17 protein-coding genes are annotated in these 18176 nt (G+C 64.2%); 11 read left to right on the forward strand and 6 right to left on the reverse strand.

Annotation, left to right across the window (positions count from 1 at the left end; all coding sequences use genetic code 11):
* Nucleotides 1–135 precede the first annotated feature (135 nt).
* A complete protein-coding gene (locus tag ACG33_RS05885; protein ID WP_066919523.1) occupies nt 136–831 on the forward strand; it encodes a DMT family transporter in 696 nt (231 codons plus the stop codon).
* Between the two features lie 23 nt (nt 832–854).
* Here ACG33_RS05885 and ACG33_RS05890 read toward each other — a convergent pair whose 3' ends face one another.
* On the reverse strand, nt 855–1748 hold the full coding sequence (locus tag ACG33_RS05890; protein ID WP_066922867.1) for a LysR substrate-binding domain-containing protein: 894 nt from the start codon (nt 1746–1748) through the stop codon (nt 855–857).
* Between the two features lie 208 nt (nt 1749–1956).
* On the opposite strand from ACG33_RS05890, the gene holA reads away from it, so the two are divergent.
* Nucleotides 1957–2985: a DNA polymerase III subunit delta gene (gene holA, locus ACG33_RS05895; RefSeq protein ID WP_066919525.1), complete on the forward strand. Its 1029-nt coding sequence runs from the start codon at nt 1957–1959 to the stop codon at nt 2983–2985.
* 28 nt (nt 2986–3013) lie between these two features.
* The gene (nadD, locus tag ACG33_RS05900) at nt 3014–3655 is read left to right on the forward strand and encodes a nicotinate-nucleotide adenylyltransferase (RefSeq protein WP_066919527.1); all 642 of its coding nucleotides are present in this window, start codon (nt 3014–3016) and stop codon (nt 3653–3655) included.
* Nucleotides 3656–3724: 69 nt separating this feature from the next.
* On the opposite strand, the gene ACG33_RS16695 is transcribed toward nadD, so the two are convergent.
* Complete coding sequence (locus tag ACG33_RS16695) at nt 3725–4321, reverse strand: hypothetical protein (RefSeq protein ID WP_237392735.1); 597 nt, start codon at nt 4319–4321, stop codon at nt 3725–3727.
* Between ACG33_RS16695 and rsfS the strand changes: the two genes are divergently transcribed.
* From rsfS to ACG33_RS05945, 8 genes are all read left to right on the forward strand, one after another.
* On the forward strand, nt 4260–4568 hold the full coding sequence (rsfS, locus tag ACG33_RS16700) for a ribosome silencing factor (protein WP_066919531.1): 309 nt from the start codon (nt 4260–4262) through the stop codon (nt 4566–4568). The genes ACG33_RS16695 and rsfS overlap by 62 nt on opposite strands.
* A gap of 124 nt (nt 4569–4692) precedes the next feature.
* Nucleotides 4693–5160, forward strand: a complete 468-nt coding sequence (rlmH, locus tag ACG33_RS05915; RefSeq protein ID WP_066919533.1) for a 23S rRNA (pseudouridine(1915)-N(3))-methyltransferase RlmH — start codon at nt 4693–4695, stop codon at nt 5158–5160.
* A 213-nt stretch (nt 5161–5373) separates the two neighbouring features.
* Nucleotides 5374–6072, forward strand: a complete 699-nt coding sequence (locus ACG33_RS05920; RefSeq protein ID WP_083536495.1) for a Maf family protein — start codon at nt 5374–5376, stop codon at nt 6070–6072.
* Nucleotides 6069–7553: a ribonuclease G gene (rng, locus tag ACG33_RS05925; protein WP_066919535.1), complete on the forward strand. Its 1485-nt coding sequence runs from the start codon at nt 6069–6071 to the stop codon at nt 7551–7553. Before ACG33_RS05920 ends, rng begins: the two co-directional genes overlap by 4 nt.
* Nucleotides 7554–7565: 12 nt before the next feature.
* Nucleotides 7566–11669, forward strand: a complete 4104-nt coding sequence (locus ACG33_RS05930; protein ID WP_066919537.1) for a YhdP family protein — start codon at nt 7566–7568, stop codon at nt 11667–11669.
* Between the two features lie 3 nt (nt 11670–11672).
* Complete coding sequence (locus ACG33_RS05935) at nt 11673–12512, forward strand: carbon-nitrogen hydrolase family protein (protein ID WP_066919539.1); 840 nt, start codon at nt 11673–11675, stop codon at nt 12510–12512.
* A gap of 132 nt (nt 12513–12644) precedes the next feature.
* Nucleotides 12645–14174 carry a metalloprotease TldD gene (gene tldD / locus ACG33_RS05940; RefSeq protein ID WP_083536496.1) on the forward strand — a complete coding sequence of 510 codons (1530 nt, stop codon included), beginning with the start codon at nt 12645–12647 and terminating at the stop codon, nt 14172–14174.
* Nucleotides 14175–14225: 51 nt separating this feature from the next.
* Entirely contained in the window at nt 14226–14447 is a 222-nt protein-coding gene (locus ACG33_RS05945; protein ID WP_066919541.1) for a hypothetical protein, read from the forward strand.
* 110 nt (nt 14448–14557) lie between these two features.
* On the opposite strand, the gene ACG33_RS05950 is transcribed toward ACG33_RS05945, so the two are convergent.
* The 4 genes from ACG33_RS05950 to yjgA all read right to left on the reverse strand — a co-directional run bounded on the left by ACG33_RS05950 (nt 14558) and on the right by yjgA (nt 18140).
* The gene (locus ACG33_RS05950) at nt 14558–15910 is read right to left on the reverse strand and encodes an AAA family ATPase (protein WP_066919543.1); all 1353 of its coding nucleotides are present in this window, start codon (nt 15908–15910) and stop codon (nt 14558–14560) included.
* A gap of 126 nt (nt 15911–16036) precedes the next feature.
* On the reverse strand, nt 16037–17119 hold the full coding sequence (locus tag ACG33_RS05955) for a 5-(carboxyamino)imidazole ribonucleotide synthase (protein WP_066919545.1): 1083 nt from the start codon (nt 17117–17119) through the stop codon (nt 16037–16039).
* The gene (purE, locus tag ACG33_RS05960) at nt 17116–17631 is read right to left on the reverse strand and encodes a 5-(carboxyamino)imidazole ribonucleotide mutase (protein ID WP_066919547.1); all 516 of its coding nucleotides are present in this window, start codon (nt 17629–17631) and stop codon (nt 17116–17118) included. Before purE ends, ACG33_RS05955 begins: the two co-directional genes overlap by 4 nt.
* A complete protein-coding gene (gene yjgA, locus ACG33_RS05965; protein ID WP_066919549.1) occupies nt 17628–18140 on the reverse strand; it encodes a ribosome biogenesis factor YjgA in 513 nt (170 codons plus the stop codon). The genes purE and yjgA overlap by 4 nt, the downstream gene beginning before the upstream one ends.
* Nucleotides 18141–18176 lie beyond the last annotated feature (36 nt).

Consider the following 18176-nt stretch of genomic DNA (forward strand, 5'->3'; position numbering starts at 1 on the left):
CCCGTTGCAACTATTTACATGGGTACATATTTTGCGCAGAAAGACCACACAAGACTCGCAAGCCACTGATCCGCAACGGCTAACTAATTACCCAACGGGGGAATTCAGAAAGAACTTCGGTTTAATGCGGCGCTGATGCATATCTCCTCCTCCCAGGGAGCGCTGGTGCAAAGCTGCATCCCGGCGGTCACGGCGTTGGTGGCCATGCTTTGGCTGGGCGAGCGCGCGGGTGTGCTGCGCTGGTGCGGCATCGCGCTGTCCGGCCTGGGTGTGATCGTGGTGCTTACAGGCACGCCGGCGGCTCTGCCCGCGGCCGGCCTTGCGCCGCCGGGTGAGGACGGATCCGCCATGCTGGGCAATCTGCTCATGTTCGCCACCGTGGTGTGCTGGGGTCTGTATACCTCTTTGGTGAAGCGTGTCGCGCAGTTCGATTCCGTGGTGGTGACGACGGGGCTGTTCGGTGCCGGAGGGCTCATGCTGGCGCCGTTCGCCATCCTGGAAACCGCGGCACTTGGAGTACCCGCCTTGGGACTTTACAGCCTGGGCTGGCTCGATTGGCTGAGCGTACTGTATCTGGGGGCGATCGCCTCGGGCCTTGCCTTCGTGTTCTACAACATGGCGCTGGTCCGTATGGCTGCCGGCCAGGCGGGCGTGTACACGAATCTGATCCCGATCGTGGGTGTGGCCACCGGCGTAGTCGTTTTGCAGGAACCCTTGTCGCTGCGTGCCGTTGCCGGCGGGATATTGGTGCTGCTCGGGATCGCCCTGACCAGTCTGCGCGGGGCTCGCGACGGCGGCCGGCCGCTGCCGCGCACCGCGCGCGACATCTGAAGCGCTCAGCCGGAGTGCGCCTGTCAGGGGGCGGCCGGTGTAGTCAAATGGCGGACGAACTCCTGCGCGTGCAGCGGCAGATCTTCCAGACGGCGCACACAGATCATCAGCTTGCGCAGCGCCCAATCGTCAGTCAGGTCGATACGATGCAGCGCCATGGTGCGCATATTGCGTGATGCCGTACTTTCCGGCACGACGCCGATGCCGACGTTGCACTCCACCAGGCGGCAGACCGTGTCGAAACTTCGCAGGCGCACTCGCAGCTTGAGGCGGCGTCCGGCGCGCTCGGCCTTGTCGGATAAAAAACGCTGCAGCGAACTGGTACGGTCCAGGCCCACGAAATCATGATCCAGCACCTCCGGGAAGGCGATGCTTCGAATCGATGCCAGCGCATGCGAGGCGGCGGTGACCAGCACGAAGCGGTCGACCCGGAATGGATGCACCTCCAGGCCGGTGACATCCTCGGTACCCGCGACGATGCCTATATCGGCCTTGCCGTCGGCGACGGCCGCAACGATTTCGTCGCTCAAGCGTTCTTCCAGGTCGATATTCACGTGCGGACGTGAACTGAGGTATCGACTGAGCGGCTCGGCCAGGAACTCCGTCAATGCATTGGTATTGGACAACAGCCGGATATGGCCTTTGAGCCCCTCGGCATATTCAGCGAGTTCGCCGCGCATGCGTTCGGCCTGCTGCAGTATCTGGCGTGCATGAGGGAGTAGCGCCTGGCCGGCGGGGGTGGGATGGACGCCCTGGCGCTCGCGATTCAACAGGGGTGTACCCAATTCGATTTCCATATTGCGAATGCGGGTGCTGGCCGCGGCCACCGCCAGATGCATACGCTCGGCACCCGCCGTGATACTGCCGGCTTCCACGACATGTACGAACAGGGTGAGATCGGTGAGGTCGAAGCGCATCGCATGCATCTTAACCTGGAATGACTTCCACATCGCCGCGTTGCTGGCGCTGGTCGTCGGCCTTGGGCCATAATCGGCGGGCAGTTCGATCATGGCAATCTGTGCACCTATTACGAGTATTCTTGATTTTCCCCTTGTATTTCTCCCCGATCGCGGCGCTGCGGCGCTGTAATTTCCTCTTCATGGCCATGAAGCGGCAGCGCCGTTCGTGAAAATCTCCGGCGACAAGCTGGCAGGCGAACTGGCCCGCAAGCTGGCGGGTATCTACCTGGTATCGGGGGACGAGCCGCTGCTGGTCGATGAAGCGGCCGACGCCATACGTGCCCGCGCGCGTGCCGAGGGATATGCCGAAAGGGACTTGCATGTGATCGAACGCGGCTTCGACTGGCAGGCCTTGCTGGCCGATAGCCGCGCGCTGTCGCTGTTCGCGCAACGCAAAATCATCGAAATCCGCATGGCGAATCCTGCACCCGGGGAACCGGGTGCGGCGGCCATCGTGGATCTGGCCGGGCAGGCTGCGGCCGGCACCGACAATCTCGTGCTCATCATCACCGGCAAGATGGACGGCCGCACGCAAAATGCCCGGTGGGTGAGCGCCGTCGACAAGCAGGGTGTATTGGTACAGATCTGGCCGTTGGAGCGGACCCGCCTGCCGGCGTGGATACGCGATCGTCTGGTACGTCATGGGCTGAAGGCCGACGCCGACGCGGCGGCCCTGATGGCCGAGCGCGTCGAAGGCAACTTGCTGGCGGCACATCAGGAAGTGGAAAAACTGGCGTTGTTGCTGCCACCCGGCCCGGTGAGCGCACAGACCGTGCTGGAGGCGGTGGCCGACAATGCGCGCTTCGACGTGCTGCAATTGGGCGACTCGGCGATGCGAGGTCAGGCGGCCCGTGCTTTGCGCATCCTCGAGGGCTTGCGTGGCGAAGGTTTCGAACCCACCCTGGTGCTCTGGGCGCTCAACAAGGATCTGCAATGGCTGGTGCGAGCGCAGTACCTGATGCGTCATGGCCAGAGTGCGGAGGCGGCGATGAATGCCGTGTTCGTCTGGCGTCCGCGCCAGGCGGCGATGAAGCACGCCTTGGGGCGGCTCAGACCGGCGACGATACGCCTCCTTCTGCAAGAGGCGGAACGGGCCGACCGGGCGATCAAGGGCGTGCTGCGTACCGATCCCTGGGTGGAATTCGAGCGGCTGGTGGCCAGGCTCGCAGGCGTGGACCTTGCCGCCGCGGCTTGACGGACTTCGTGGCGATACCCTATCTACCATGACCACGATCGGGATTTTTGGCGGTACGTTCGATCCGATTCACTTCGGCCATCTGCGCACCGCGCTCGAACTGCTGCAAGCGCTGCGTTTGAACGAAATCCGCTTCCTGCCGGCAGGCAATCCGCCGCACCGGGAAACCACGGTAGCCAGTGCGGCGGAACGTCTGGCCATGGTGCGCGCGGCGATCCGGGATCAATCCGGTTTCAAGGTCGATGATCGCGAGATCCGTCGTGAAGGCTTGTCGTATTCCGTGGATACCATGCGTTCTTTGCGAACGGACTTCCCCGAGAGTTCGTTATGCCTGATCGTGGGTATGGATGCATTCCTGGGACTGACGAAGTGGTACCGGTGGCGTGAATTGCTGGAGTTGACGCATCTCGTCGTCGCCCATCGCCCCGGTTGGCGGGCGCCGGCCATGGGGCTGCTGGGGGAATTGCTGGTCGACCGCGGTACGAGCCGGATCGATGATCTGCACGAAGCGCACGCCGGCCGGATTCTCATCCATGCCGTGACGCAGCTGGAGATTTCTTCGACCGAGGTCCGCAAGTTGATCGGCGCGGGCCGCGATCCGCGCTATCTGATGCCCGAGGAGGTGCGGGGGATCATCGAGGAATCCGGATGCTATCGAACAAAAAAGTAAACCCCAAGATCAGCCCCAGAACGAGCCCCAGGACAAGCCCCAGGACAAGCGCCAGGATGAGCCCTACGATCAGCCCCATGATGAGCAAGGTGACCATGACCGCGAAAAGAGCACGAGCACGATGAGCAAGGTGACCATGACTGCGAAAAGCGCCAAGACCGTCCGGCGTGCTGCCGATGATGCCCAGGCGCCTGCGACCCGGCCGGCCGCCAGGAAATCCTCTCTCGGAAAAACAGCATCGGGAGCGGTCGTTCGCGGCAAGGCGGCATCAGGGAAAACATCAGGGAAAAATACCCGGGAAAAGCACGTGTCGGGTAAAGCGGCGCCAAAGAAACAGCTTTCCGGAAAACCTATCGGCGAGGCTGCTGCGCCTGCCGCTCGCCGCAACTCCGCTGCGCGGACCTCCACCGCCGCAGCCAGGTCCACCACAACCAGGTCCACCGCAATCAAGTCCACCGCAACCAGGTCCACCGCAGCCAAGTCTGCCGCAGCCAAATCCGCTGCATCCAGGCCCGCCGCGACCAGTTCCGCCGTTGCCCGGAGTCGGGCCAAGCAGAGGGGCACGCCCGATGTGGTATCGATCGTCGAGAACGCTCTGGACGAGATGAAGGCAGTGAACGTGAAGCGTCTGAACGTGCAAGGACTCACCGACATCACCGATACCATGATCATCGCCAGCGGCAATTCGGATCGGCATGTGCGCTCGATCGCCGATCGGGTGGTGGAGCGCGCGAAAAGCGCGGGATTCCGTCCCATGGGAGTCGAGGGAGAGCGCGACGGCGAATGGGTACTGGTGGATCTGCAGGACGTGATCGTGCACGTCATGCTGCCGCGGGTGCGCGAGTTCTATCGCCTCGAGAGTCTTTGGGATGTGAGCGCGGCACGCCGCGAGGCGGCCGGGCAAAGCGCCTGAGGGGCGGCGCCGGAACGTTTGCGATGGGGGCCGGCGGCAGCGGTTGCAAGCGGCGCGATGCGCATGCCATGAACGGGCACGGGCAGCGGCCTATCGCGGCGGCGGCGATCGGAGTGGATTCCAGATGCGCCTGATTCTGCTCGCCGCGGGTACCCGGTTGCCGCGCTGGGTCGACGAAGGCGTTCAGGAATATGCGCGGCGCTTCGGCCGCGATCATCCTCTGGAACTCCATGAGATCGCCCTGGGCCGCCGTACCGGCGGAGATCCCCGGCAGGCGGTCGCAAAAGAGGGTGCGCGCATGTTGGCCGTCATGCCTCCGGGGGCCTATGTCGTCGCCTTGCAGGTGGACGGCCGCGCCCTGTCGAGCGAGCAGTTGGCGCAATTTCTAGACTCGCGCATGCACGATACCCGCGACATCGTTTTCTGTATCGGCGGCCCGGACGGTCTGGCGCCGGAAGTGGATGCCCGCGCCCGCATGAAGTGGTCACTTTCGGCGCTGACCTTGCCGCATGCCCTGGCCAGGGTGATCGCCGCGGAGGCGCTATACCGCGCCGTCAGCATCATCAAGGGACACCCCTACCACCGGGCCTGAACCCTGCACCTGAACCCTGCGCCTGAACGATCCGTCCTGCCGGCTGCCGGAAGGGGCGTTGTACCCCTGTCGAACAGCCAGTCCGGCCACCGGCCCCTCACGCATCCAGCCTCGGGCTAGATTCACCAGTCCGGCCGCAAGCCGATTGACGATTCGTTAATCCGGCCCGCGAAAGAATGTCCGTCGCCCCATTTGGCCTGTATCCTTCGCCAGATGTCGAATATCTCCAAGCCCTTGATCTATCTGGCCTCCGCCTCGCCCCGGCGCAGCGCGCTGCTGCATCAGATCGGCGTCGCGCACCATGTATGGCCGCTCGCTGTCGATGAGCAGGTGCATGCCGCCGAGCAGCCGGCATGCTATGTGCAACGGCTGGCCGGCACCAAGGCCCGCACCTTGTGGGCGCAACTCGCGGAGGCGGCGCGCCTGCCGGTGCTGGCGGCCGATACCGCCGTGGCGATCGATAAAAACATCCTGGGCAAGCCTCGGGACGAAGCCGATGGCCTGCGCATGCTGGCGTTATTGTCGGGACGCACGCATGAGGTCTACACGGCCGTGGCGCTGTGCCGCGAGGATGCCTGTGATCTGGCGCTCAGCGTCAGCGAAGTAACCTTTCGATCTTTGTCGCAGAAGGAAATGTCGGCCTACTGGCACAGCGGCGAGCCGGCGGACAAGGCGGGCGCCTATGCGATTCAGGGCAGAGCGGCCCTGTATATCGAACATATCGCCGGCAGCTATTCGGGCATCATGGGGCTGCCGCTATTCGAGACGGGACGGCTGCTGGCGGCAGCGGGACTGCATTTCACGGGCCAGCAGGATTGCATGGACCCGCAGGCGCCGGGGCCATACCGGCATGCCGAACCGCCGGGGCAGACCGGGAACTCGCGGATCGCAACGGCCGAGGTTCGCGGATGACGGCCGATATCCTGGTGAATGTCAGTCCGCGCGAGGTGCGCGCCGCGCTGGTGGAGAACGGGGTGCTGCAGGAAATTTTCCTGGAGCGCGCAAATCGCCGGGGCCTGATCAGCAATATCTATAAGGGGCGCGTCTCGCGAGTACTGCCCGGCATGCAGGCGGCATTCGTGGACATCGGCCTGGAGCGCACGGCGTTCCTGCACGCTTCCGACATCGTCCATCCCGCGATCGGCGAGAACGGCCATCCGGATATGCCGGTGGATGAAGGCCGCAGCGCCGATATCCAGTCCCTGGTCAGCGAAGGCGGGGAGATTCTGGTGCAGGTGCTCAAGGATCCGCTGGGAACCAAGGGTGCGCGGCTGACCACGTTCATTACCATTCCTTCGCGCTACCTGGTCTACATGCCCAAGGGCCGCGGCATCGGTATTTCGGCGCGCATCGAAGATGAAGCCGAACGCCATCGCCTGCGTGAGACCGCCAAGCTGTTCCTGCGCAGCGACGAACCCGGCGGCTATATCGTGCGTACCGCAGCCGAAGGCGCGACGCCCGAAGCATTGCGGGCCGACATGCTGTTTCTGCAGAAACTCTGGGCCATGCTGAGCGAAAAGGCCGCCCAGACCCGGCCGGGAAACCTGGTACACGAGGATTTGCCGCTGGCGATACGCGTGATGCGCGATGTCGTTTCCAGCGGCGTGGCCCGGGTGAGCGTCGATCATCCGCAAACCGGCCGGCGCATGCTGGAGTTCGCGCGTACATTCATGCCGGACATGCTCGATCGTATCGAGATCTACGCCGGGGAGCGCCCGATCTTCGATCTATATGGCGTCGAGGAGGAGATCCAGAAGTCGCTGGAGCGCAAGGTACCTCTGAAGTCCGGCGGCTACCTGATCCTCGATCAGACCGAATCCATGACGACGATCGACGTGAATACCGGCGCCTATGTCGGCCACCGGACCTTGGAGGAGACGATATTCCGCACCAATCTCGAAGCGGCCGTCGCGATCGCCCGCCAGCTGCGCCTGCGCAACCTCGGCGGCATCATCATCGTCGACTTCATCGACATGGAGGAGGAGGAACACCGCAAGCAGGTACTGCAGGCGCTGGAGAAGGCATTGTCCTCGGACCAGGCGAGAAACCAGATTTCGTTCGTCTCGCCGCTGGGTCTGGTGGAAATGACCCGCAAGCGCACCCGCGAAAGCCTGGAACACATGCTGTGCACCGCTTGTCCAACCTGCGAGGGGCGTGGATTCGTCAAGACCGTCGAGACCGTCTGTTATGAGATTTTCCGGGAGATATTGCGGCAGTCTCGCCAGTTCCAGTTCCAGGAGCTGATGGTGCTGGCGCATCAGGATGTGATCGAGCGGCTGCTGGACGAGGAGTCCGCGGCCTTGGCCGAGCTGGAGGTGCATACGGGTAAGCCGATCCGCCTGCAGACGGAAGCCTTGTATCAGCAGGATCAGTACGACGTGGTGCTGATGTGAGAGCGTGACCAGGTGGCATCGCGTGCCGGCAAACGACTGAAGCGGCTGCTGGGCTGCCTGGCGGCGGTACTGGTCCTGGCGGGTCTGCTGCTCGGCGCATTCGGTTTTGTCGTCGGGCGCGTGCCGGAGTATCGCGGGCAGCTGCAGGACTGGCTGAACGAGCGCAGCGGTCTGGTCATCGAATTTCGGACAATCAGCGCTCGACTGCGCCTGTACGGTCCCGAACTGGTGTTCAACGATGCGGTGGTGCGGACCCCCGATCACACCCGTGTCCTGGCAGCGGCGAGCCGCGGCAGCGTCGGCTTCGATGTATGGAATGCATTGCGCACGGGACGGCTGGCCGCCGGACGTTTCACCCTGGAGGGTCCGCGGATCGGTCTGGTGCGGACCCACAGCGGCCGGATCGAACTGCTCGGGCAAAGTGCGCTGCCGGAGCGCGGCGGATCGGGCGCCTTCGCCCTCGACCAACTGCCGACCGGCCGCTTCCAGGTGCGGCATGCGGTTGTGAGCTTTCAAGATGAAATCACCGGTCGCGGTCCCTGGTCGCTGTCCGGGGTGAATTTCATACTGACGCGCGACTCCGGCTCGATGCAGCTACAGGGCGCCGCTTCTTTGCCGCATTCCCTGGGTGATGGACTGACGTTCAGTGCGCACATCGCAGGGGCGCTGGAAGACTACGGCGCACTGGCAGCGACTTTTGCCCTGGAAGGCAGGAACATCGATCTGGCGGGTTGGGCAGAGCTCATGCCTGATGCCTGGCCTACCCTGGAAGCCGGTCATGGTTCAGTGAAGTTGAGCGGGCAGACGCGCGGGGCGGCCTTGACACAGCTGTCGGCCGAGGTGGCGTTCGTTTCTGTTTCGGCCTCGATGCCGCAATGGACGATCCCTCTGCCGAGCGCCGAGCCGATGCATCAGCCGGTTCGCCTCTCGATGCCGCAGCCCTCCGGTCTGGCAGCCTCGGACCTGGGTCCCGCGGATGCCCGTCCGATGGATCCCGGACGGCCCGAACCGCCAACCGGCGTGACGGATCCGCAGCCGGCGGATGCGGATGCAGGCGATTCCATCCCGCCTTTGCTGAGTTATACACAACTCGGCTTCACGCTGGAGCTGCAACGCGAGGCCGACGCCTGGAGCTTGTCGTTGCGCGACATCGACCTGTCGACTGCCGCTTCACCCTGGCGCGCACGGCATATCCAGACGCGCTGGTCGCAGGGCCCGGAAGGTGAATTCAGCTTTGCAGGCCGGGCCGACCATCTGATTCTGCAGAATCTCTGGCCCCTGTTGGCAGTGCTGCCCGAACGGGCGTCCCTGGCCTGGCTGCGCGCGCTGAACATGCGCGGGGATGTGCAGGATCTGGAAGTGGCCTACAGCAAGGCACAGGCGCAGGCGCCGCCGCATTACACCCTGAGCGCCCGCCTGCAGGGAGTAGGGTTCGCACCGCTCGGGCGAGCGCCGGGATTGGCGGGTTTGAGCGGCGAGCTGCAGGCCACCGAGCAGGGCGGTCAGGCAACGCTGGCGGCGCAAGACCTGCGGTTCGATCTGCCGCGGCTATTCCGCGAACCGCTCGAGGTGCAGTCGTTGACAGGGGCGCTGCTTTGGCGGCGCAACGATGCGGGTTGGATCCTTACGGGCGAGGAGTTGCATGCACAAAGTCCCGATGGCCGCGCCCAGGGGCGGATCGAACTGGCGCTGCCCGAAAACGGCGCTTCACCGCTGCTGCATATGGATCTGCAGCTGCAGGATCTGCAGGTCAGTGCCACTTCCCGCTACGTGCCGGCGGGCAAACTCACGGCGGGTACCATGGAATGGTTCGATCATGCCTTCGTAGCCGGCAGGCTGAGCAGCGGACAGGTGACCTTCCAGGGACCGGTTCGTTCGTTTCCGTTCCGTGACGGCGCCGGCAGCTTCCTGGCGCGAGGGCATGTCGAGAATGCCATCTTCAACTATCAGCCGGGGTGGACGCCGGCGCGCGATATCAGCGCCGAGGTGGAGTTTCGCAATGAATCCCTCGAAGTGCGAGCCAGCAGTGCGAATATCGATGAATTGCAGCTGAGCGAGACGCGGGCGCATGTCGCCGACCTGCAGGAACTGCACATCGTGATCCAGACGGCGGTGCAAGGCCGGTTGCAGCAGGGATTACGTTTTTTGCAGCGCAGCCCGGTCGCCGCGAATCTGGGTGCCGATTTTGCACGGCTGTCGGGGAAGGGACCGATCCGCAGTAGCGTATATCTCGATCTGCCGGTGAAGTCGTTCCAGAATCGGATCCTCGAAGTGACCACCCGCCTGACGGATGCACAGGTCTCGATGCAAGGCGTGGCGGCGCCCGCCAGCGCGGTGACGGGATTCTTGACGCTGCGCAACAGCCAACTTGCCGCCGCCGATCTGCGCGGTCGCTGGCTGGGCGGTGATTTCGAGGTGCAGGCGCATGTCGGGGAAGGGCAGGATCCGGACACCTCCGTGCTCACCGGCCGCGGCCACGCCGCCGCCGCACATTTGCGGACCTTGCTGGAACTGCCGGCGGCCGTCGGGATCGAGGGTGCGGCCGATTGGCAGGCGACGGCCACGTTCCGACCGGCATCCGCGGCCGCGCCGCGCAGTTGGAGCGTGAATGTCCAATCCGATCTTGCGGGACTGGCCATCGCGTTGCCCGAACCGCTGGGCAAGCGTGCGGAGCAGCATCGCCCTTTGCAATTCGGCGTCCAACTGGTGGCGGATGATGCCGTACTGGCGCGGGGCGCGCTGGGGGAGGTGCGCTCGCTGATCCGTTTGACGCGCGCCAAGGCGAATCGAGGAACGCAGGATGGCTGGCGGCTCGATCGCGGCGGCGTGCGCGCCGACGGCATCCCCCCGGCATTGCCCGCCCATCGGGGCCTGCGCCTGGAGGGATCACTGCGGCGTTTGGTGCTGGACGAGTGGCTGGCGCTGTCGAGCGGCGCCGGCTCCGCACCGTTGACGGATTTCCTGCAAGCCGCCAACCTGCGTATCGACGAGTTTGGTCTGTTCGGTTATGCATGGCATGACGTGCGCGGTCTGCTGCAGGCAACCTCTGCGGGCTGGCGCGTCGATGTCACCGGGCCGGATGGTGCCGGACAGGTGCTCATTCCCGCCCGCTTCTCGGGTACCCAGCCGCTGCGCGCGAATCTGGAACGGCTGGTGCTGCGTAAGGCCGAGGCCGAGGCCGAGGCCGAGGATGCCGGCGCCGCGGATCGCAACGGCGATCCGCAGGCGCTGCCGAACCTGCAGTTGCATGTTTCCGATCTGCGCTGGGGCGATCGTACGATCGGCGCCCTGGATCTGAAGGCGAGCCGGGTACCGCAGGGTATCCGCTTCGATTCGATCAGTGTACGCAGCGAAGCCGCGCGTGCGGAGGGCCATGGAGCATGGCTGAGCACCGGTGAGGGGCAGCACTCGTCCTTGACGATGACGATCACCAGCACGGATGTGGAGGCGACCCTGAGCGCGTTGGGCTATGACCCGTTCATCGAGGCGCGCCACGGGCGAGTGGGCGCCAGCGTATCCTGGCCAGGAGGTTTCGGCGGCAATATTCTGGCGCGCGCCTCGGGTACGATCTCGGTCAATGCCGAGGCGGGGCAGTTGATGAATCTGCAACCGGGCGCAGGACGGGTGCTGGGCCTGTTCAGCATTGCCGCGCTGCCACGCCGCCTGGCGCTGGATTTCAGCGATCTCACCGACAAGGGTCTGGCGTTCGATAATGTACATGGCGATTTCCAGTTGCAGGACGGCAATGCCTACACCAGCAATCTGCTGTTGAGCGGACCCGCCGTGGAAATCGGCATCGCCGGCCGCACGGGCCTGGGGACGCGCGACTATGACCAGACCGCGGTCGTGACCGGGAATCTGGGCGCGTCGCTGCCGATGGCCGGCGTACTGGCGGGCGGGCCGGCGATCGGCGCGGCGCTGCTGCTGTTCTCGCAAGTGTTCAAGGAACCCTTGAAAGGCATCACTCGCGGCTACTATCGCATCACGGGGCCATGGGAGGAGCCGGTGGTCGAGCGGGTGGATGCCGCCGCGGCGGGCAAGGCGGATATCGTCGGCAAGGAGGGCCGGCCGTCGCTACATAGGCCGGGCGTCGAAACAGACTCGAGGAGCCGTTGAATCATGCCGCTGGCCGCTGTCATCCAGATGACCTCTGCACCCGAGGTGGCGGTGAATCTCGCCGTCGCCCGCAGGCTGCTCGAGCAGGCACGGGCACAGGGCGCAGTCATAGCCGCCTTGCCGGAAAATTTCGCGATCCTGGGCAGACGGGAAACCGATAAGCTCGCCGTGGCGGAAGTTCCCGGAGAGGGGCCGATCCAGACGTTCCTGGAATGCTGCGCGCGCGAACTCGGCCTGTGGATTCTCGCCGGCACTGTGCCGCTGCGGCTGCGGGAAGGCAGCGCGGATAAAGTGGCCGCGGCCTCGCTGTTGTTCGATGAGCGCGGCCGCTGTGTCACGCGTTACGACAAGATCCATTTGTTCGACGTGGAGATTCCCGAGCGTGAGGAGCGCTATCGGGAGTCGGCCACCATCATGCCGGGCAGCGAACTGGTGGTGGTTCCGACGCCCATCGGTCGCCTGGGTTTGGCGGTATGCTACGACGTGCGATTTCCCGAACTCTTCAGGGCGCTGCAGGCGCAAGGCGCCGAGGTGTTCAGCCTGCCGGCCGCCTTCACCGCCTCGACCGGCAGGGCGCATTGGAATCTGCTGGTGCGTGCCCGGGCGGTGGAAAACCTGTGCTATCTGCTGGCGCCGGCACAAAGCGGCCGGCACTTGAACGGTCGCGAGACCTGGGGGGAATCCATGATCGTGGATCCCTGGGGTCAGGTGCTGGCCCAGGTCCGGGAGGCCGGTCCGGGACTTGCAGTTGCCGAAATCGACCGCACTCTACAATGTGATCTGCGCAGGCGCTTCCCCGCATTGGCGCATCGGCGGCTGGCGCTCGAGGCGCCGCCGGCCTGACGTGCTCCGAAGAAGCCGCCTTGCCGACCGCATCCGGGCGGCCGCCGAGGCCGTATCCCGGCCGCCCGGACAGTGCGCTGTCCGCTGTTCGCCTTATGTCCGTCATCGTGATTTTCCGTATCGAGAGCCTGCATGCCCAGCCAACCCTCCGTGACCGACAACGCCTTGCACCTGGACACCGTCGCGACAGCCCTGGAGCCTGCGCCGTCGTTCATCCATCCCGAGCCGCTGGAACTGGCGCGCCGATCGATTCTGGTGCCCTCGGGGCTGGATGAAGAACGGATCGCCGGGGTGCTGGGCAGCGTAATGGGCTACAGCGTCGATTATGCCGATTTGTATTTTCAGCTCAGCCGCGAGGAGTCGTGGTCCTTGGAAGACGGCATCGTCAAGGAAGGTTCCTACAGCATCGAGCAGGGCGTGGGCGTGCGGGCGCTGGCGGGGGAGAAGACCGGCTTCGCCTATTCCGACGAGATCGTCATGCCGGCGTTGACCGAGGCATCGATGGCCGCGCGAGCCATTGCGCGCAGCGGCGCCAACACCTCCGTGCAGGCATGGCGATCCAGTACCGGGCATCGGCTGTATGGCGCGATCGATCCGCTCGAGGGCTTGAACGATACGGACAAGGTGCGTCTGCTGGAAAAAATCGATATCGAGGCCCGGCGTCAGGATCCGCGAGTGACGCAGGTCATGGCCAGCCTGTCGGGCGCGCATGAAGTCGTGCTGGTGATGGCGAGCGACGGCACGATGGCCGCCGATGTCCGGCCGCTGGTGCGCATGAATGTCGCCGTGATCGTCGAACACAAGGGCCGCCGCGAGCAGGGCTATTGCGGCAGCGGCGGACGGTACGAAGTTACGCGGTTTTTACGCGATGATCGCTGGAAGGAACTGGTTCACGAGGCGGTGCGCAGCGCACTGGTGAACCTGGAGGCCGTGCCGGCGCCGGCCGGCACGATGACGGTGGTGCTGGGGCCGGGTTGGCCGGGAGTGCTGCTGCACGAGGCGGTCGGCCACGGACTGGAGGGCGATTTCAATCGCAAGGGAACCTCGGCCTTCACCGGGCGCATCGGCGAAAGGGTGGCTTCGGAACAGTGCACCGTGGTCGACGACGGTACCCTGACGGGACGTCGCGGCTCGCTCAATGTCGATGACGAGGGCACCCCGACGCAATGCACCACCTTGATCGAAAACGGCATACTGCGTGGATATCTGCAGGACAAGCTCAACGCTCGTCTGATGGGGGTTGCGCCGACCGGCAACGGCCGGCGTGAATCCTTTGCGCATATGACCCTGCCGCGCATGACCAACACCTACATGCTTGCGGGCCGCTACGATCCCCAGGAAATCATCGGCTCGGTGCAAAAGGGATTGTATTGCAGAAATTTCGGCGGCGGCCAGGTCGACATCACCTCCGGAAAGTTCGTGTTCTCGGCCAGCGAGGCCTATGTGATCGAAAACGGCAGGCTTGGCGCGCCGGTGCGGGGAGCGACGCTCATCGGCAATGGTCCCGATGTGCTCAGACGCGTATCCATGGTGGGCCGGGATCTGAAGCTGGATGAAGGCGTGGGCACCTGCGGCAAGGAGGGCCAGGATGTGCCCGTGGGCGTGGGCCAGCCGACCCTGCGGGTGGACGGCTTGACGGTCGGCGGCACGGGCGCGGGTTGATTTTGCTAGGATGGCCGTCGAACCATCCATTCGCGTCATCCGGCTGAAACCATGTGGATCGCCCGTCCCATCTACGAGCTGTTGCCCTACATTTACATGCTGGCCGGTCTGGCCCTGTTGGGTGCGGCCTGGCTGCTTCCGGCAGGCCGGCTGCCGAGCGTGTTCATGGTGGCAGGCACGCTCGGCGTGACCGCCGGACTGGTGCTATGGCTGCGGCGGCGCGATTACCGTACACGCCAGGCGCAATATGACGCCCGGTCGCTGGATGACTGAGCCGAATGGTCGAGCGCTGCGGGACACCTTTCGCCGGATGAGCGGGCAGCGTCTCTGGAGTAGCCGCATTGCACGCGGAGCGGCTGCCGGGAAGCGCACGCTCAACGCAGCTATTCCTGCGCCGCGGATAGATCCGCCGGATCCTCGGCAGCATGAGACTCATCGCAGCGATGTGCCGGGTTCTCCGGCAATCCCGCATCGTCCGCATCGCCGCTGCCCGGCCGCAGCAGCGGCACGGCGTCGTCCTCCCCATCGCCCAGCGGGATGCGCGTGCGTGCCATGCGATCGTCGAAGTACATGATTTCGTGCTGGCCGATCTGCACGACGTCACCGTCGTTCAGCATGCGCCGGCGGACGCGTTTGGCGCGCACGTAGATGCCGTTGGTGCTGTTCAGATCCTCCAGCACCGAAGTATGCATGGAAGTAATGATCTGGGCGTGGTGGCGGCTGATGTATTTACTGTCTATCTGCAGGTCGTTGTCGGGCGTGCGGCCGATGATGAAACGTCCCGGTGTGAGCTCACGTTCGGCGATCGTCTGGCCGTTGACGCCGACCAGGATGCGACCGAGCACCACGCGTCTTTCGGCCGGCATCCCGATACCGGTTCCGATGGCCGTGCCGCTGAATGCGGGCATTCGGACGGAACGATCCGCGTATTCAACCCATTGTAGTTCCTCGATCGCCGCCTGCACGTCCTCCATGCCCACAGCGTCGCGATCCTGTGCATAAGCAGCCATCATCGAGGTGTCGGCCAGCGTGTTGATCAGCCGGGGAATGCCGCCGGTGTAGCGATAAATGAGCCCGAAGGTATCGGGATCGAAGATCTGCCGGCCCTGCGAGCCTGCGACCTCGAGACGATGCTGAATGTAGGCGCTGGTGTCCGACATCGACAAAGGCGTCAGATGGAAACGCAGCCGGATGCGCTGTGCGAGTTGGATCAGAGTGGGTGAATTCAGCTTGTCATTGAGTTCGGGTTGTCCGGCTAGAATGATGCGCAGCACCTTCTCCTTGGTGGTTTCCACGCCGGAGAGCAGCCGGATTTCCTCCAGCACCTTGTTGGAGAGGTTTTGAGCCTCGTCCACGATCAGCAGCACCCGCCGTCCGTTGGCGTATTGTTCGACCAGGAATTCATTCAGTGTGGCGAGCAATTCGGCCTTCCTCATCCGGAAAGGCTGGAAGCCGAACTGCACCAGCACGCTTTGCAGGAATTCGATCGCCGACACCTGTGTCTGGTTGATTTGCGCGACGACGACATCCTTCTCCAATTCCTTCAGGAAGGTCTCGATCAAGGTCGTCTTGCCCGAGCCGATCTCGCCGGTGATGACGACGAAGCCGTCTGTAAACCAGATCGTCGACTCCATGTACGCCTTGGCACGTGCATGGTGCTTGGACAAATACAGGAATGTCGGGTCGGGAGTCAGCCGGAACGGCAACTCGTGTAGCTTGAAAAGTTCGAGGTACATGAGATGGCGGCGAACCTGTTGATCGGCGTAGCAGGTGTGGGATGGCGGCCGCAGTATGCCTGGATCGCAGCCAGTGTACGGTGAACCACGGCAGCTTTCAAAACAGGTGTTCGAGCGATGACAGCCTCAAGCTCTCAGCTTCAGCAGAGTCCGCAGGATACGGTCGCGCGCCTCCCGCGAAGGCAATGTCACGGTGCAGTGCCCCAACTTGCGATTGGGCCGTGGTTCCTTGCCGTAGCTGTGAAAGTGTACACCCGATAGGCGCAGAATGTTTCCGGCGGCCGGCAGGGTGCCGATGAAGTTGACCATGGCGCTATGGCCGACCGCCGCAGTATCACCCAGGGGCAGACCGAGCACCGCCCGGAGATGATTCTCGAACTGGCTGGTGCGGGCGCCCTCGATCGTCCAGTGCCCCGAATTATGGACTCGCGGCGCCATTTCATTGGCGATCAACTGCCCGCGCCGCACGAAAAACTCGACCGTCAGCACGCCTGCATAGTCGAAATGCCGCATCAGACGCTTGAGGTAGGTTTCTGCCTGTTTTTGCAGTGGTGCGTTGCGATAGGGTGCAGTGGTGTAGCGCAGAATGCCTGCTTCATGGGTATTGGCGCACAGGGGATAGAAGCGTGTTTCGCCCCGAGTGCTGCGCACGCCGATCAGGGAGACCTCTCGACTGAAAGCGATGAATTTCTCATAAATGAGCGGCGCCTTGCCCAACAGGCTCCAGGCCGGCTCGATATCGTCCAGGCGGCGCAGCGGATACTGGCCGCGCCCGTCGTAGCCCAGACGGCGCGTCTTGAGGATGCCCGGCAAGCCGATCCGGCGTGCCGCACGGCGTAGATCCTCGAGACCATCGACGGCGGCGAACTCGGGCGTCGGAATCTTCAGCCGGCGAAACAGGGTTTTCTCATCCAGGCGGTCCTGGGAGGCGCCAAGCGCCTCTGCCGGCGGCCACACAGGAGTACATTTTCCCAGGAGATCCATGGCCGCCATCGGCACATTCTCGAACTCGAATGTGACCACGGCGGCATCACGTGCCAGCCGTGCGAGACATTCGCGATCATCGAACCCGCCGCTGATGAGCGGACCGACCTGTCCTCCGGGAGAATCCTGATTCGGGTCCAGGAATTCGCACTGCAGTCCCAACGGGTAACCCGCCAGAGCCAGCATGCGACCCAGCTGACCGGCGCCCATGATGCCGACCTTCATGGAGTTGGGACGGCGCTCGTGACAGGATTTCCGGGTTCCGGCTGGGCCAGCACCCGGGCTGTCTGTTCGGTACGGAAATCCTCGAGTACCTTGAGTATGGCCGGAGAATGGTTGGACAGGATGCTGGCCGCCAGCAGCGCTGCATTGGTCGCGCCTGCCTGACCGATGGCCAGAGTACCCACCGGGATCCCGGCCGGCATCTGTACGATGGACAGCAGTGAATCGATACCGCTGAGCATTTTCGACTGCACGGGTACGCCCAGCACCGGCAGGCTGGTCTTGGCGGCAGCCATGCCGGGCAGATGCGCCGCGCCGCCCGCTCCGGCAATGATGACCTCCAGACCGCGCGCCCGTGCGCTGCCGGCATATTCGAACAACAGATCCGGCGTACGATGCGCCGATATCACTCGCATTTCGAAGGGGATGCCCAGACGCTGCAGCATGTCAGCGGCGGGTTTCAGGGTTTCCCAATCCGACTGGGATCCCATGATGATGCCGACCAGAGGTTTCATCGGGAAATTGTACCAAGCAGTTCATCGAGGGTTCGAAATAGTTCTCGTCCCGCATGCTTCGGGCCTCCTGCGGCCGCTTCCCGGCGGGCGCGCTGGATCAGCGTATTCAGGGCGGCGAGTTGCGGTTCGAGTAGTCCGGGGGCGATGCGATCCAGCGCCGTCGGTCCTTCCTGGAGCAGTTGCTCACGGTATTGTTCGATGCGCCGGAAGCGCAGCGCCGCATGCCGTTCCCGCTCCCGTTTCGCCTGCAGCGCCTGGCGTATGGGCTCGGCGTCGATCTTGCGCATCAGCTTGCCGATATATTGTTTCTGGCGATACAGACCGCCGTGCTTGGTGATGCGGCGTGCCAGCGCCACCGCTTCGCGCAGCGGCTCGGGCAGCGGCAATGCATCCAGCTCGCTTTGCGGCAGCTCGATCAGGGCTTCACCCAGATTCTGCAACGCCTCGCTGTGGCGCTTGCGCTCGCCCTTGCTGGGGCGCTCATCGGCTTCTGATTCTGCTTCGTTCATGAAGCTAGAGTGCGGTAGCCGCGCATCCCGTGCAAG

It is taken from the genome of Steroidobacter denitrificans (assembly GCF_001579945.1).
Classification (GTDB): Bacteria; Pseudomonadota; Gammaproteobacteria; order Steroidobacterales; family Steroidobacteraceae; genus Steroidobacter; species Steroidobacter denitrificans.